Origin of the sequence: Mycobacterium sp. Aquia_216 (assembly GCF_026723865.1) — a bacterium.
Lineage (GTDB): Bacteria > Actinomycetota > Actinomycetes > Mycobacteriales > Mycobacteriaceae > Mycobacterium.
In genome coordinates this window covers 1,456,063-1,470,096 of sequence record NZ_CP113529.1, presented here as the reverse complement: position 1 = coordinate 1,470,096, position 14,034 = coordinate 1,456,063, and the positions used below count along the sequence as shown (strand labels likewise).

Sequence of the window (14,034 nt, the reverse complement as noted above, 5' to 3'; positions counted from 1 at the left end):
GCTCACCGAGTTTAGTGGAGCCAAAACACGGCGCGCACGGCGTCGATGGCGCGCCGGTCGGCGTCGAAGTTGACGCGCCGCAGGGCCGCGTTGCCGGCCGACGTCAGATCCGCGATACGCAACTCAATGGCGTTAGCACACAGGGTGATCGAACAGCTACCCGCGGGGCGCGCGGTGCGGTGCGCGACGCCGTACACCACGCGTTCCCGGACGGCCCGCAAGTGGGTTCGCCGGTCTGCTAGCGGCACGTCACTGGGAAAGGGAAAGAATATGACTCAGAACGGAACTCAGCGTTCGAACGGCCTGTCGCGGCACAACTTCGAGCGGGCATTGCTCGCCGCCGGAAGTGGGCTCGGCGGCACCGCGCGCCACCTCGCCGGGCGCTGGTCAATCGCGGCCGCCTTGCCTTGTGGGACAACGTGATTGGATGGCTGCGAACTCTCGTATCCCTGCCGTGGGCCCAGCGGGCCGCGCACAGCCATCTGGCCGGCCGATGAATTGAGGAGTCGTGCGGCTTCACCATCGAACACTCGGGCACGCCTTCGTGGCCGACTGCGCCCGCACGGCCGAAAACCCGACCACCGCGTTGTCGGACGGGCGGCTTCGGGTCTGCAAGGAGTCGCGCGCGAGTTGAACAACACGGGCGTTCGCTGGCGGCCCACGGGCAAGCATGGTGGAGTGGTATCGCCCAACTACTCCGACAGTGAGGATCCTCTGTGCTGGGTCTGCCAGAGAAGGTGCGCGCCTGTCTGTTCGACCTCGACGGCGTGCTCACCGATACCGCAAGCGTGCACACCAAGGCCTGGAAGGCCATGTTCGACGCTTACCTGTCCCAGCGAGCCGAGCGCACCGGAGAGAAGTTCGTCCCCTTCGATGCCGCGGCGGACTACCGGACCTACGTCGACGGCAAAAAGCGCGAAGACGGAGTCCGGTCGTTTCTGGGCAGCCGGGGAATCGAACTGCCCGACGGCAATCCCGACGACTCCGGCGATGCCGAAACCGTTTACGGCCTGGGCAATCGTAAGAACGACATGTTCCAAACCGTCCTCGCCAAGGACGGCGTCGAGGTGTTCGACGGGTCGCGGCGCTATCTGGAGGCGGCCTCGGCCGCGGGCCTGGGCATCGCCGTCGTGTCGTCGAGCGCCAACACCCGCGAGGTGCTCGAGATCACCGGGCTGGACCGGTTCATCCAGCAGCGGGTGGACGGGGTGACGCTGCGCGAGGAACACATCAAAGGCAAACCCGCTCCCGACTCCTATCTGCGGGGGGCGCAACTGCTCGACGTCGCCCCCGACGCGGCCGCCGTGTTCGAGGACGCGCTGTCGGGTGTGGCAGCCGGTCATGCCGGTAACTTCGGCTACGTGGTGGGCGTCGACCGAGTCGGCCAGGCCGAAGATCTCCGGAAAAGTGGCGCCGATGTCGTGGTGACCGACCTCGCAGAATTGCTCGCGGATTCAAACGAGGCCAAGGCATGATCACCCAGGAAGCCTTCCCCGTCGAACCGTGGGCGATCCGCGAGACGCGGCTCGACCTGAACCTGATCGCCCAGTCCGAATCGTTATTTGCCTTGTCCAACGGGCACATCGGGCTGCGCGGCAACCTCGACGAGGGCGAACCGTACGGCCTGCCGGGCACCTACCTGAACTCCTTCTACGAGATCCGGCCGCTGCCCTACGCCGAGGCCGGCTACGGCTACCCGGAGGCCGGCCAGACCGTCGTCGACGTGACCAACGGCAAGATCATTCGCCTGTTCGTCGAGGACGAACCCTTCGACGTCCGGTACGGCGAGCTCATCTCCCACGAGCGCGTCCTCGATCTGAAGGCCGGAACGCTGACCCGCAACGCGCACTGGCGTTCGCCGGTGGGCAAGGAAGTCAGGGTGACCTCCACCCGGCTGGTGTCGCTGGCCCATCGCAGTGTGGCCGCCATCGAGTACATCGTCGAGGCGGTCAACGAATTCGTCCGCGTCACGGTGCAGTCGGAGCTAGTCACCAACGAGGATCAGCCGACGACGTCGGCCGACCCCCGGGTGGCGGCCATCCTGGAGAACCCGCTGGAGGCCGTGGAGCACGACGAGACCGACTGCGGGGCGCTGCTGATGCACCGCACCAGGGCGAGTCAGCTGATGATGGCGGCGGGCATGGATCACATCGTCGAGGTTCCCGGACGGGTCGAGGTCACCAACGACTCCGGTCCCGACCTGGCACGAACCACCGTGATCTGCGGGCTGCGCCCCGGGCAGAAGCTGCGCATCGTCAAATACCTCGCGTACGGCTGGTCCAGCCAGCGCTCCCGGCCCGCGCTGCGTGACCAGGTCGCCGCCGCGCTGCACAGCGCCCGCTACAGCGGCTGGGACGGGTTGGTGAAGGCCCAGCGGGAGTTCCTGGATGATTTCTGGGAAAACGCCGACGTCGAGGTCGAAGGCGATTCGGAATCCCAGCAAGCGGTGCGGTTCGGGCTGTTTCACCTGGTGCAGGCCAGCGCCCGGGCCGAGCGCCGTGCCATCCCCAGCAAGGGGCTGACCGGAACGGGATACGACGGCCACGCCTTCTGGGACACCGAGGGTTTCGTGCTTCCGGTGCTCACCTACACGCTGCCGCACGCGGTCGCCGATTCGCTGCGGTGGCGGGCGTCGACAATGGACATGGCCCGGGACCGCGCGAAGGAACTCGGCCTCGAGGGCGTCAGCTTCCCGTGGCGGACTATCCGCGGCCAGGAGTGTTCCGGCTACTGGCCGGCGGGTACCGCGGCTTTCCACATCAACGCCGACATCGCGATGGCCTTCGAGCGGTACCGCGTCGTCACCGGCGACCAGTCGCTGGAGGCGGATTGCGGCATAAAGGTACTCGTCGAGACGGCCCGGCTGTGGATGTCGATCGGGCATCACGACCGCCACGGCGTCTGGCACCTCGAGGGCGTCACGGGGCCCGACGAGTACACGGCGATCGTGCGCGACAACGTCTTCACGAACCTGATGGCCGCGCACAACCTGGTCGTCGCCGCCGATGCCTGCAACCGCCACCCCGAGGCGGCCGAGGCGATGGGTGTCACCCACGAGGAGACGGCCTCCTGGCGCGACGCGGCCGATGCCGTCAACGTTCCGTACGACGAGGAACTGGGTGTGCACCAGCAGTGCGAAGGCTTCACCAAGTTCGCGGAGTGGGATTTCGAGAACCGGCACAAATATCCGCTGCTGCTGCACGAGCCGTATGTGCGGCTCTATCCGGCGCAGGTGATCAAGCAGGCCGACCTGGTGCTGGCCATGCAGTGGCAGAGCCACGCGTTCACACCCGAACAGAAGGCCCGCAACGTCGACTACTACGAGCGGCGCACGGTGCGCGACTCGTCGCTGTCGGCCTGCTGCCAGGCCGTGATGTGCGCCGAGGTCGGACATTTGGAGCTGGCGCATGACTATGCCTACGAGGCCGCGCTGATCGACCTGCGCGACCTGCACTCCAACACCCGCGACGGGTTGCACATGGCATCGCTGGCCGGCGCCTGGATGGCGATCGTCGCGGGCTTCGGCGGCCTGCGCGACGACGACGGCATCCTGGAAATCGATCCCGCCCTGCCCGACGGCATCACCCGGCTGCGGTTCCGGGTGCGGTGGCGCGACTTTCGGCTGATGGTCGACGCCAACCACAACGACGTCACCTACACCCTGAGCGACGGCGACACCGGTGAGTTGACCATCCGGCACGCCGGCGAGGAGGTCGTGCTCAAGACGGATGCGGCGACGTCATTCGCGGTGCGTCCGCGCAAGGCGCTGCTGCCGCCGCCGCCGCAGCCGCCGGGGTGCGCGCCCACCCACCGGCGGACGGTCGCCCACCAGCTCAGGGGCAAGTAAGCGCGGTACGGCGGCTGGTTGCCGAATCTGTATACAAGCGACTACACTCGGGGCTTAGTCAACTGACTACACTCGATGTTTCTGCAAGGACGACAGCCATGACAGACCAGATAACCGTCACCAAGCTGGGGAGCCGGATCGGCGCCCGGGTCGACGGGGTGCACCTCGGCGGCCACCTCGACCCGGCCACCGTCGACGACATCCGCGGGGCGTTGCTGACCCACAAGGTCATCTTCTTCCGCGGCCAACACCACCTCGACGACCAGCAGCAACTCGCCTTCGGCGGGCTGCTCGGCACGCCCGTCGGGCATCCGGCCGCCGGCGCACTCGCGGCCAAAGGCGCACCGGTCATCACGCCGATCAACTCCGAATACGGCAAGGCCAACCGCTGGCACACCGACGTGACCTTCGCCGCGAACTACCCGGCGGCCTCGATCCTGCGTGCCGTCACCCTGCCCAGCTACGGGGGATCGACGCTGTGGGCCTCGACCGCCGCGGCCTACCAGGACCTGCCCGAGCCGCTCAAAAGCCTGGTCGAGAATCTGTGGGCACTGCACAGCAACCGCTACGACTACGTCGCCCCCCAAGCCACCCTGGCGATGACCAACGCTCAGCGGGAGTTCCGGCAGGCGTTCGAGAAGCAGGACTTCCAGACCGAGCACCCGGTGGTGCGCGTGCACCCGGAGACCGGCGAGCGCACCCTGATCGCGGGCGATTTCGTGCGCAACTTCGTCGGCCTGGACAGCGGCGAGTCAAGCACCCTGCTGGAATTATTGCAGCGCCGAATCACCAAGCCCGAGAACACTATTCGCTGGAGCTGGGCGGCAGGCGACGTGGCCATCTGGGACAACCGGGCCACCCAGCACCGGGCGATCGACGACTACGACGACCAGCCGCGGCTGATGCATCGGGTCACGCTGATGGGCGATGTGCCGGTCAACGTGCACGGCGAGCGCAGCCGGGTGGTCAGCGGCGCCCCGCTCGAGGTGATCGCCAGCTAACCCGCCCCGGCCGTCGAGCCGACCGGGTCGATCGGCAACCAGCGCAGCGCGCCGGGCGCGTCCGCAGGCACCACCGGGTACTTCGGCGGGATCGGGTCCAGCCTGCGGTAGGTGTCGCCCTGCAGCGGCCGTTGATCGTTCTCGCCCTTGTTCGGCCACAGTGAGGCGGCCCGCTCGGCTTGCGCGGTAATCGACAGCGACGGGTTGACGCCCAGATTCGCCGAGATGGCGGCGCCGTCCACCACCAGCAGCGACGGATAGCCGTAGACGCGGTGATAGGGATCGATGACGCCCCGCTCGGGGCTGTCGCCGATCACCGCCCCGCCGAGGAAGTGCGCGGTCAGCGGAATGTTGAACAGCTCACCCCAGGTGCCGCCGGCAACTCCGTCGATCTTGTCCGCGATACGGCGGGTGACCTCGTTGCCGACCGGGATCCACGACGGGTTCGGCTCGCCGTGCCCCTGCTTGCTGGAATACCAGCGGATGCCCAGCTTCCCGCGCTTGGTGAACGTGGTGATCGAGTTGTCCAGGTGCTGCATCACCAGCGCGATCACCGTGCGCTCACTCCAGCGGCTGGGGTTGAGCAGCCGCAACATCTTGCCCGGATCCTCGCCGGCGGTGTCGAGCAGCTGGCGCCAGCGCGGCACATCGGTGCCTTGTGGGCCGGGACCGTCCGTCATCAACGTCTGCAGCAGCCCCATCGCGTTGGAGCCCTTGCCATAACGGACGGGTTCGACATGGGTATCCGACGTCGGGTGGATCGACGACGTGATCGCCACGCCGTGCGTCAGGTCCAGGTCCGGGGAGACCTTCAACCGTCCGGCACCGACGATCGATTCGGAGTTGGTCCGGGTCAAGACGCCCAAACGTGTTGAGAGACGGGGCAACAGGCCCTTGTCCCGCATCTTGAACAGCAGATGCTGCGTTCCCCAGGTGCCCGCGGCCAGGATGACATGGTTCGCGGTGTACGTGCGCCGGTCCCGGCGCAGCCAGCTTCCGGTGCGAACGGTGCGCACCTTCCACAAGCCATCGGACCGCTGCTCGAAACTCTTCACCGTAGTCATCGGAATGACTTGCGCCCCAGCCGATTCGGCGAGGCCGAGGTAATTCTTCAGCAAGGTGTTTTTGGCGCCGTAGCGGCAGCCGGTCATGCAGCAACCGCATTCCAGGCAACCGGTGCGGTCGGGGCCCGCTCCGCCGAAGAACGGGTCCGGCACCGTCTTCCCGGGTGCCTTGGTGCCGTCGGGGCCGAAGAACACCCCGACCGGGGTGGGCACGAAGGTATCTCCGCATCCCATCTCGTCGGCGACTTCCTTGACGATCCGGTCTGCGTCGGTGAACGTCGGGTTGTCGACCACGCCCAGCATCCGCTGCGCCTGCCGGTAGTGCGGCATCAGCTCGCTGCGCCAGTCGGTGATGTGCTTCCACTGCTGGTCGTTGAAGAACGGCTCCGGCGGCACGTACAACGTGTTCGCGTAGTTCAGCGAGCCGCCGCCGACTCCGGCACCGGCCAGGATCATCACGTTCTTCAGCGGGTGAATCCGCTGGATGCCGTAGCAACCCAGCCGGGGCGCCCAGAGGAACTTGCGCAGATCCCACGACGTCTTGGCGAACTCCGCGTCGGCATAGCGGCGGCCCGCCTCCAAAACGCCTACGCGGTAACCCTTTTCGGTCAACCGCAGCGCGCTGACGCTGCCGCCGAAACCCGAACCAATGATCAGGACGTCAAAATCTGGCTTCATCCCCACCAGTATGAACTTACCGGCCAGTAACGTGCTAGCGGCTCGCTCGCCGGCCAAAAGACCTCAGATTCCGACGGTCAGGCCGACCTTCTGGAATTCCTTGAGGTCGCAGTAGCCGGCCTTGGCCATCGATCGGCGCAGGCCACCGACCAGGTTGAGGCTGCCGAACGGGTCGTAGGACGGCCCGTTGAGCACCTGCTCGAGCGGCGGCCGCTCGCCGACCGCGATCTGCAGCAGCGCCCCGCGCGGCAACGACGGGTGCGCCGCCGCGGCCGGCCAGAACCACCCGTCACCGAGCGCCTCGGCGCTTTCGGCCAGCGGCGTGCCCAGCACCACGGCGTCCGCGCCGCAGGCGATGGCCTTGGCCAGCTCACCCGAGGTGTGAATGTCACCATCGGCCAGCACATGCACGTAGCGGCCGCCGGTCTCGTCGAGGTACTCGCGGCGCGCGGCCGCGGCGTCGGCGATCGCGGTGGCCATCGGCACGCTGATGCCGAGCACCTCGTCGCTGGTGGTCACGCCCCGGGTGGAGCCGTAGCCGACGATGACGCCTGCGGCGCCGGTGCGCATCAGGTGCAGCGCCGTGCGGTGGTCGAGCACCCCGCCGGCGACGACCGGAATGTCGAGTTCGGAGATGAAGGTCTTCAGGTTGAGCGGCTCGCCGGCCCCTTCCCGATCCAAGGCCACTCTTTCGGCCGAGATGATGGTGCCCTGGATGACCAGCAGATCGATACCGGCCTGTAGCAGTACCGGCGTAAGCGCCTGGGCGTTCTGCGGGCTGACCCGGACCGCGGTGGTCACGCCGGCCTCGCGGATGCGGGCGACCGCGGCCCCGAGTAGCTCCGGGTTGAGCGGCGCCGCGTGCAGCTCCTGCAGCAACCGGATCGACGCCGAGGGTTCGGGCTCTTTTTCGGCGGCCTCGAGCAGCTGCGCGATCTTGGCCCCCACGTCGGCGTGCCGGCCGATCAGCCCCTCGCCGTTGAGCACGCCCAGCCCGCCGAGCCGGCCCAGCTCGATCGCGAACTCCGGCGACACCAACGCGTCGGTCGGGTGGGCCAGCACCGGGATCTCGAAGCGGTAGGCGTCCAGCTGCCAGGCCGTCGACACGTCCTGCGACGAGCGGGTGCGCCGCGACGGGACGATGCTGACTTCACTGAGCTCGTAGGTGCGACGGGCCACTCTGCCCATCCCGATCTCGACCATGTTCAGTTCGCTGTTCACCGCGCGTAGTAGTTGGGTGCTTCGACGGTCATCGTGACGTCGTGGGGGTGGCTTTCCTTGAGTCCGGCCGACGTGATCCGGACGAACTGCGCCTGCTGCAGCACCTCGATGGTCGGGGAGCCGGTGTAGCCCATCGCGGCGCGCAGGCCGCCCGTCAGCTGGTGGATCACCGACGACAACGGACCGCGGAACGGCACCCTGCCCTCGATCCCCTCGGGCACCAGCTTGTCCTCGGAGAGCGCGTCGTCGGCGAAGTAGCGGTCCTTGGAATACGACTTCGCTCCGCTGCGGCCCGCCATGGCCCCCAGCGACCCCATGCCGCGGTAGCTCTTGAACTGTTTGCCGTTGACGAAGATCAGCTCGCCGGGCGCCTCGGCGGTGCCGGCCAGCAACGAGCCCAGCATCGCCGTGGAGGCGCCGGCCGCCAGCGCCTTGGCGATGTCGCCCGAATACTGCAGTCCCCCGTCGGCGATGACCGGCACCCCGTGCGGCCCGCAGGCCGCGACGGCTTCCAGGATCGCGGTGATTTGCGGGGCGCCGACACCGGCCACCACGCGGGTGGTGCAGATCGAGCCCGGGCCCACGCCGACCTTCACGGCGTCGGCGCCCGCCTCGACCAGCGCCAAGGCGGCCGAGCGGGTCGCGACGTTGCCGCCGATCACCTCGACCTTCTCGCCGACTTCGGCCTTGAGTTTGCCGACCATGTCGAGCACCAGCCGGTTGTGGGCGTGCGCGGTATCCACGATCAGCACGTCCGCCCCGGCGTCGACCAGCATCATTGCGCGGACCCAGGCGTCACCGCCGACCCCGACGGCGGCGCCCACCAGCAGCCGGCCGTCGCTGTCCTTGGTGGCCAGCGGGTGCTGTTCGGTCTTGACGAAGTCCTTGACGGTGATCAGCCCGGTCAGCCGGCCGTGGCCGTCGACGATAGGCAGTTTCTCGATCTTGTTGCGGCGTAACAGGCCCAGCGCCGCGTCGGCGCTGACACCCTCGCGCGCGGTGATCAGTGGGGCCTTGGTCATCACCTCGGCGACCGGCCTGGTCTGGTCGACCTCGAACCGCAGATCGCGGTTGGTGATGATCCCCACCAACGTGCCGGAGTCGTCGACGACGGGCAGTCCGGAGATCCGGAACCGGGCGCACAGCGCTTCGACCTGGGCCAGCGTGTTGTCCGGCCGGCAGGTGACCGGGTCGGTGACCATGCCGGCTTCCGACCGCTTGACCATCTCGACCTGGCCGGCTTGTTCGGCGACCGGCAGATTGCGGTGCAGCACGCCCATGCCGCCGGCCCGGGCCATCGCGATGGCCATCCGCGACTCGGTGACGGTGTCCATCGCCGAGCTGACCAGCGGCACCTTGAGCCGGATCTTCTTGGTTAGCTGGCTCGAGGTGTCGGCCGTGGCGGGAACCACATCGGACGCCGCAGGAAGCAGCAGCACATCGTCGTAGGTCAGACCCAGCATTGCCACCTTGTGCGGGTTGTCTCCCCCGGTCGGCACCGGATCGTCGGCGAGGCCGCCGACGCGCAGGTACGGACTTGCGACCAGGTCGGAGCTGTCTTCGAGGTGGGACGTGCCACGGGACATCGGTGAAACCCTCCATACGCGCGCGCAGCGAGAAACCCATCCTATCGGTCGCGGGCATTCGGGGAGTCGCACCTGTTGGCGCGCCGCACGAGCCAATCGGCGCGCGGCCTCCCTGCTGGCGTTTCCACGGCCCGCTTGCGTAGGCTAGGGGCGTGCGTGACCACCTTCCCCCGGGTTTGCCACCCGACCCGTTCGCGGATGACCCATGTGACCCGTCGGCGGCGCTGGACGCCGTCGAGCCTGGACAGCCGCTGGATCAACAAGAGCGGATGGCGGTCGAGGCGGATCTGGCCGATCTGGCCGTATACGAAGCTCTGTTGGCGCACAAGGGAATTCGCGGACTTGTGGTCTGTTGCGACGAGTGTCAGCAAGACCACTATCACGACTGGGACATGCTGCGGGCGAACCTGCTGCAACTGCTGATCGACGGCACCGTGCGCCCGCACGAACCCGCGTACGACCCGGAGCCGGATGCCTACGTCACGTGGGATTACTGCCGGGGATACGCCGACGCGTCGCTCAACGAAGCGACTTCGGACGCCGACGGATTTCACCGGCGCCACTGAGCGATTAAGCGGCCCGCTTTCTAGGGCGTTTTCTAAGGCGTATTGGTTGGCGCGACCGAACGGTGTCGGTGGTGGCCCGCCGCAGGGCTCGGAGTTTGGGCGGGCGCAGGCGAGGTTGTGCTCGGGCTGATTGCCTTTGGCGGCGCCGAGCCCGGAGCCGACGAGATTTGGGACTGCGGAGCCGGCAGAACCGCGGAGCTCGGCGGCGGCGCGGCCGGCGGCACCGTCGCATTCGGGTCGCGCGAGTCGACTTTCGCGTTCAGCAGATTGATCTCGTCCAGCAATTCTTTTCGGCCGGCACTGTCGTTCATCGACTGCACGGTGCTGCTGACCTCGGCCAGCTGGTTCTCGGCCTGCGTCCATTGGCCTTTGTCGATCAGTTGCTGAACCTTTGCCAGATCGGCCTTGGCGGACAACATGGTCTGGTTCTGGTTGACCCGGGGCTCGTCGAAGAACATCGAGTGCAGGCCATAGAGCGTCCCGCCGGGACGGGCCTCGACCACCATGGCGCCGAACCCGCTGAGGGCCAACAATGTCGCCGCCACCGACCCGATCGTTACCAGGCCGCGCCGGCTCCGCCGCTGCTCCAACATTCCGGCACGCAGCGCCCCGACCGCCTCTTCCGGCGAAACCAGCGCACTGGCCGGGGGCCACCTCAAATCGTCACGCCAATCCCCCAGCAGGGTGGCCAACGCGTCGTCGTTGGGATCGTCGACATCGATCGGCTGACGCTCGGCGAGCGCGTCGAGGAGCAGATCGGTTCGGCTCACCTCGTCGAGCCCCGGCCGTTCTGAGAATCCAAATTCAGGCATAGTCACCTGCTGCAACCATCTCGGACTTGAGCCGCGACAAAGCTCGATGCTGAGCTACCCGGACGGCTCCTGGCGTTGCGCCGACAGCGGCGGCGGTCTCTTCGGCAGACAAGCCGACAACGACGCGAAGAATCAGAATCTCGCGCTGTTTTGCCGGCAGGATGTCGAGTAATTCGTTCATCCGGCTGACCGAATCGGCTTCGAGGGCCCGCTGCTCGGGCCCCGCTTCGGACGACCAGCGCTCGGGAACGGAATCGGAGGGGTAGGCAAGATCGCGGCCGGCGGCGCGATGGGCGTCGGCGACCTTGTGGGCCGCGATGCCGTACAGGAAGGCCAGAAAGGGACGTCCTCGATCCCGATAACGCGGCAGGGCTGTCAGAGTCGCCAAGCACACCTCCTGAGCCACATCGTCGGCTGTCTGGCCCCCCCGCTCGACCGTGCCAACTCGTGCCCGGCAATATCGCACCACAATCGGACGGATGGTCTCCAGCACCTCCCGTAGGGCGTTTCCGTCTCCCGCTACGGCCTCCGCAACCACAGCATCGAGACGTTCCGCTTGAATTGTCATCGACGGGGGTCTCTCCAACGTTACAAACGGGGCACATCGCGGGCCAACTCTCGCAATGACAATAACGGCCGAACGCGGTTTCAAGCGGAAGGCCAGGTTCCACCGGCGCGCCGCACCTGGCCTGCGCAGACATCCCGAATTTGGGCCAATTTCGGCCCGGAAATCGTGACGCTAGCGATATCGAACAGCAAGCATGCCGAGGCCCAACGAAGCGGTATCAGTCCCAGACGGCCCGTGGCGTCCAGCGCGGCCTCTGCGACTGTGCGGGCGCGGTCAACCGAACCGGCACTGCACAGCGCGGCCGCCAGCACGACGTCGCTCTTGACGCGGTGCCGCGTCGAGGGGTGTTCCATGGCCTGCGCGAGCTCGACGGCCTCCTCGGCACGACGGACCGCGACGGCGCCGTCACCGGTGGCCATCGACAACTCCGCGGCGACCCACCGGCGCCGCACCAGGAGCCGCTCGGGCACGTTTTCGGCCACCAACACCTCGTCCGCGCGCGCCAGCAATGTCGCTGCGGCAGCGAAGCGGCCGACGCCCAAAGCGTCCGCCGCCAGCCCGATCAGAGCATCGGCACGGGCTTCGGAATCAGTGCCGGCCAGTGCGAGGGCACGACCGTCCCAGCCGCGGGCCCTTGCGTGCCAACCGAGTTGGCGCAGAAACGATCCCTGCGTGCTGTGGGCCAACGAGACAAGCCGGCCGGACGCCGCGCCGCCCCGTAACATCGCCAGGTCTCGGTAGGCACTGCCGTAGCGGCCCTGCCCGCCGGCCGCCACCGCACGCAACCAGAGTTCGCTCGGTGTTCTCGCCGTCGGCAACGGCCAGTGTGCGGGCTGGTCGCCGAAGGCCGCCGCCACCAGCGTCAGCTCAATCTTCGAAGGGTGACGAGTTTCAATCACGGTGATAGTAGTAAACAGTTCATGGTGTTGGTGTTACCGAAATGTTAATCACGATCATCTCTGTAATAAAAGGCGCTTACCCAGCTTTGTGCCCTGAGCTGGGAAATCTCAGTTTGGTCAAGTGCCTGGTAGCACCGTTCTCCTACGCGAAATGCGTAGGAGATGAACGCAGAGTTAATTCTCCTCCAACCCCGATATATTTTGTCACACTAAGCGCCTATTGACGGAAATTCATCGACGCACCTAAGTTCTAGCAATGACGGGTAGTCATCGGTGACGCCGCCCTTAAATCAGTTGCACACTCACTTTGCGAACCCAACCCCCCGTGGGCGCGCCGTGCAGAAGGGAACTAGCCATGCCACAGCCGGAGCAGCTACCTGGGCCCAACGCAGATATTTGGAGCTGGCAACTGCAAGGACTGTGCCGCGGCGTGGACTCCTCGATGTTCTTTCACCCCGACGGCGAGCGTGGCCGTGCCCGCATGCAGCGTGAGCAGCGCGCCAAGGAGATGTGCCGGCAGTGCCCGGTGATCCAGCAGTGCCGGTCGCACGCACTCGATGTCGGTGAACCCTACGGGGTTTGGGGCGGCCTGTCGGAATCGGAGCGCGACATGCTGCTCAAAGGTGACATCGGCCGCAACCGCGGCATCCGCCGCTCGGCCTGATCGGCGCCGCATCCACCGCGGCGCGCGGTGCCGGTGAACTCGTGCGTTGTCAGTCGACCTGACCTCGTTGGTTTTGGGCGTCGATCTTCAAAGATGCCGATCCCTGAGCCATCCTCACTAAAGTTCGAGGATGGACATCTCCTGTGCGTTCGCGACGTCGTCGAACACCCCGGCTCACGCGGAACTAGCCGAAACTCTGGGCTACCAGCGTGCGTGGCTTTACGACTCTCCCGCGCTCTATCCGGACGTGTGGATGATTCTCGCCCGGTGTGCGGAGCGCACCTCGCGTATCGGACTCGGGCCCGGCGTGCTCGTTCCCAGCCTGCGGCATCCGATGGTCAACGCCGCCGCGATCGCCGAGCTGGAGAGCCGGGCGCCGGGGCGCGTCGCGGTGGCCATCGGTTCAGGATTTACCGGCCGGATGTCCCTGGGCCATCGAGCCATGCCCTGGCGGCTGGTGGCCGAATACGTCCGATGCTTGAAGGCTCTTCTCGCCGGCGAAACGGCTGAGTGGGAGGGGACGAAAATCGGTATGTTGCAGCTGCCCGGCTTCGGGGCGCCGCGTCCGATCGGCGTGCCGATACTGATCGGCGCCGACGGCCCGAAGGGGCTGGCCGTCGCGGCCGAGTTGGGCGACGGCGTCTTCTCCGCGGCCGTACCGCAGGCCGACGCCACCAAGATCTCAGACTGGCGAGCGCTGCTGTGCTTCGGGACAGTGCTCGACGAGGGTGAGGAGCTGACCTCGCCGCGCGCCATCGATGCCGCGGGACCCGCCGCGGCGGTGCTCTATCACGCGATGTACGAGCGCGGGGGTGCCGAAGCGGTCGACGCACTGCCCGGTGGACAACGCTGGCGTGCGACGATCGAGGCCTACCCGCCAGACGAGCGGCATCTCGCGATCCATACGGGGCACCTCGTCAAGGCAAATCCGAGCGATGAGCCGCACATTGCCGAGCTGATCCCGTTTGCCAGCTCGATGGCGTTGACCGGCACTGCCGACCAATTGCCGGAGAAGATCGCCGGGCTCGCCGCGCTGGGGGTCACCGAGATCGTCTACCAGCCAGCCGGATCCGACATCGGGCGGGAACTCACGGTATTCGCGTCCGCCGCCGGCCTCGCGTGAACTGA

At 67.1% G+C, this 14,034-nt stretch carries 13 protein-coding genes and 1 pseudogene; 7 read left to right on the top strand and 7 right to left on the bottom strand.

The features are described 5' to 3' along the window. Window positions 1-11: 11 nt before the first annotated feature. Entirely contained in the window at window positions 12-248 is a 237-nt protein-coding gene (locus tag OK015_RS07140) for a hypothetical protein (RefSeq protein ID WP_268130290.1), read from the bottom strand. A 22-nt stretch (window positions 249-270) separates the two neighbouring features. On the opposite strand from OK015_RS07140, the gene OK015_RS07135 reads away from it, so the two are divergent. From OK015_RS07135 to OK015_RS07120, 4 genes and pseudogenes are all read left to right on the top strand, one after another. Beyond that, window positions 271-423, top strand: a complete 153-nt coding sequence (locus OK015_RS07135; RefSeq protein ID WP_268130289.1) for a hypothetical protein — start codon at window positions 271-273, stop codon at window positions 421-423. Between the two features lie 247 nt (window positions 424-670). Continuing rightward, window positions 671-1,475: pseudogene (locus tag OK015_RS07130) on the top strand (beta-phosphoglucomutase family hydrolase). Continuing rightward, complete coding sequence (locus OK015_RS07125; RefSeq protein WP_268130287.1) at window positions 1,472-3,847, top strand: glycoside hydrolase family 65 protein; 2,376 nt, start codon at window positions 1,472-1,474, stop codon at window positions 3,845-3,847. Before OK015_RS07130 ends, OK015_RS07125 begins: the two are co-directional and overlap by 4 nt. 98 nt (window positions 3,848-3,945) lie before the next feature. Beyond that, the gene (locus OK015_RS07120) at window positions 3,946-4,848 is read left to right on the top strand and encodes a TauD/TfdA dioxygenase family protein (protein WP_268130286.1); all 903 of its coding nucleotides are present in this window, start codon (window positions 3,946-3,948) and stop codon (window positions 4,846-4,848) included. Here the strand turns inward: OK015_RS07120 and OK015_RS07115 are convergent. The 3 genes from OK015_RS07115 to guaB all read right to left on the bottom strand — a co-directional run bounded on the left by OK015_RS07115 (window position 4,845) and on the right by guaB (window position 9,397). Then, entirely contained in the window at window positions 4,845-6,590 is a 1,746-nt protein-coding gene (locus OK015_RS07115; RefSeq protein ID WP_268130284.1) for a GMC family oxidoreductase, read from the bottom strand. The genes OK015_RS07120 and OK015_RS07115 overlap by 4 nt on opposite strands. Window positions 6,591-6,653: 63 nt before the next feature. After that, window positions 6,654-7,793, bottom strand: coding sequence for a GuaB3 family IMP dehydrogenase-related protein (locus OK015_RS07110; protein ID WP_268132501.1), 1,140 nt, complete (start codon window positions 7,791-7,793; stop codon window positions 6,654-6,656). Window positions 7,794-7,807: 14 nt separating this feature from the next. Then, window positions 7,808-9,397, bottom strand: a complete 1,590-nt coding sequence (guaB, locus tag OK015_RS07105) for an IMP dehydrogenase (protein WP_268130283.1) — start codon at window positions 9,395-9,397, stop codon at window positions 7,808-7,810. A 152-nt stretch (window positions 9,398-9,549) separates the two neighbouring features. Between guaB and OK015_RS07100 the strand changes: the two genes are divergently transcribed. Continuing rightward, complete coding sequence (locus OK015_RS07100) at window positions 9,550-9,963, top strand: DUF5319 domain-containing protein (RefSeq protein WP_003879523.1); 414 nt, start codon at window positions 9,550-9,552, stop codon at window positions 9,961-9,963. A 32-nt stretch (window positions 9,964-9,995) separates the two neighbouring features. Here the strand turns inward: OK015_RS07100 and OK015_RS07095 are convergent, their stop codons facing one another. The 3 genes from OK015_RS07095 to OK015_RS07085 all read right to left on the bottom strand — a co-directional run bounded on the left by OK015_RS07095 (window position 9,996) and on the right by OK015_RS07085 (window position 12,242). Further along, complete coding sequence (locus tag OK015_RS07095) at window positions 9,996-10,775, bottom strand: anti-sigma-D factor RsdA (RefSeq protein WP_268130277.1); 780 nt, start codon at window positions 10,773-10,775, stop codon at window positions 9,996-9,998. Beyond that, window positions 10,768-11,343, bottom strand: coding sequence for a sigma-70 family RNA polymerase sigma factor (locus tag OK015_RS07090; protein WP_268130276.1), 576 nt, complete (start codon window positions 11,341-11,343; stop codon window positions 10,768-10,770). Before OK015_RS07090 ends, OK015_RS07095 begins: the two co-directional genes overlap by 8 nt. An 80-nt stretch (window positions 11,344-11,423) precedes the next feature. Beyond that, complete coding sequence (locus OK015_RS07085) at window positions 11,424-12,242, bottom strand: hypothetical protein (protein ID WP_268130275.1); 819 nt, start codon at window positions 12,240-12,242, stop codon at window positions 11,424-11,426. 355 nt (window positions 12,243-12,597) lie between these two features. Between OK015_RS07085 and OK015_RS07080 the strand changes: the two genes are divergently transcribed. Together OK015_RS07080 and OK015_RS07075 are read left to right on the top strand one after the other, a co-directional pair. Next, window positions 12,598-12,906: a WhiB family transcriptional regulator gene (locus tag OK015_RS07080; RefSeq protein ID WP_036466967.1), complete on the top strand. Its 309-nt coding sequence runs from the start codon at window positions 12,598-12,600 to the stop codon at window positions 12,904-12,906. Between the two features lie 130 nt (window positions 12,907-13,036). After that, window positions 13,037-14,029 (top strand): LLM class flavin-dependent oxidoreductase, encoded by a 993-nt coding sequence (locus OK015_RS07075; RefSeq protein ID WP_268130273.1) that lies wholly within the window; start codon window positions 13,037-13,039, stop codon window positions 14,027-14,029. Window positions 14,030-14,034 lie beyond the last annotated feature (5 nt).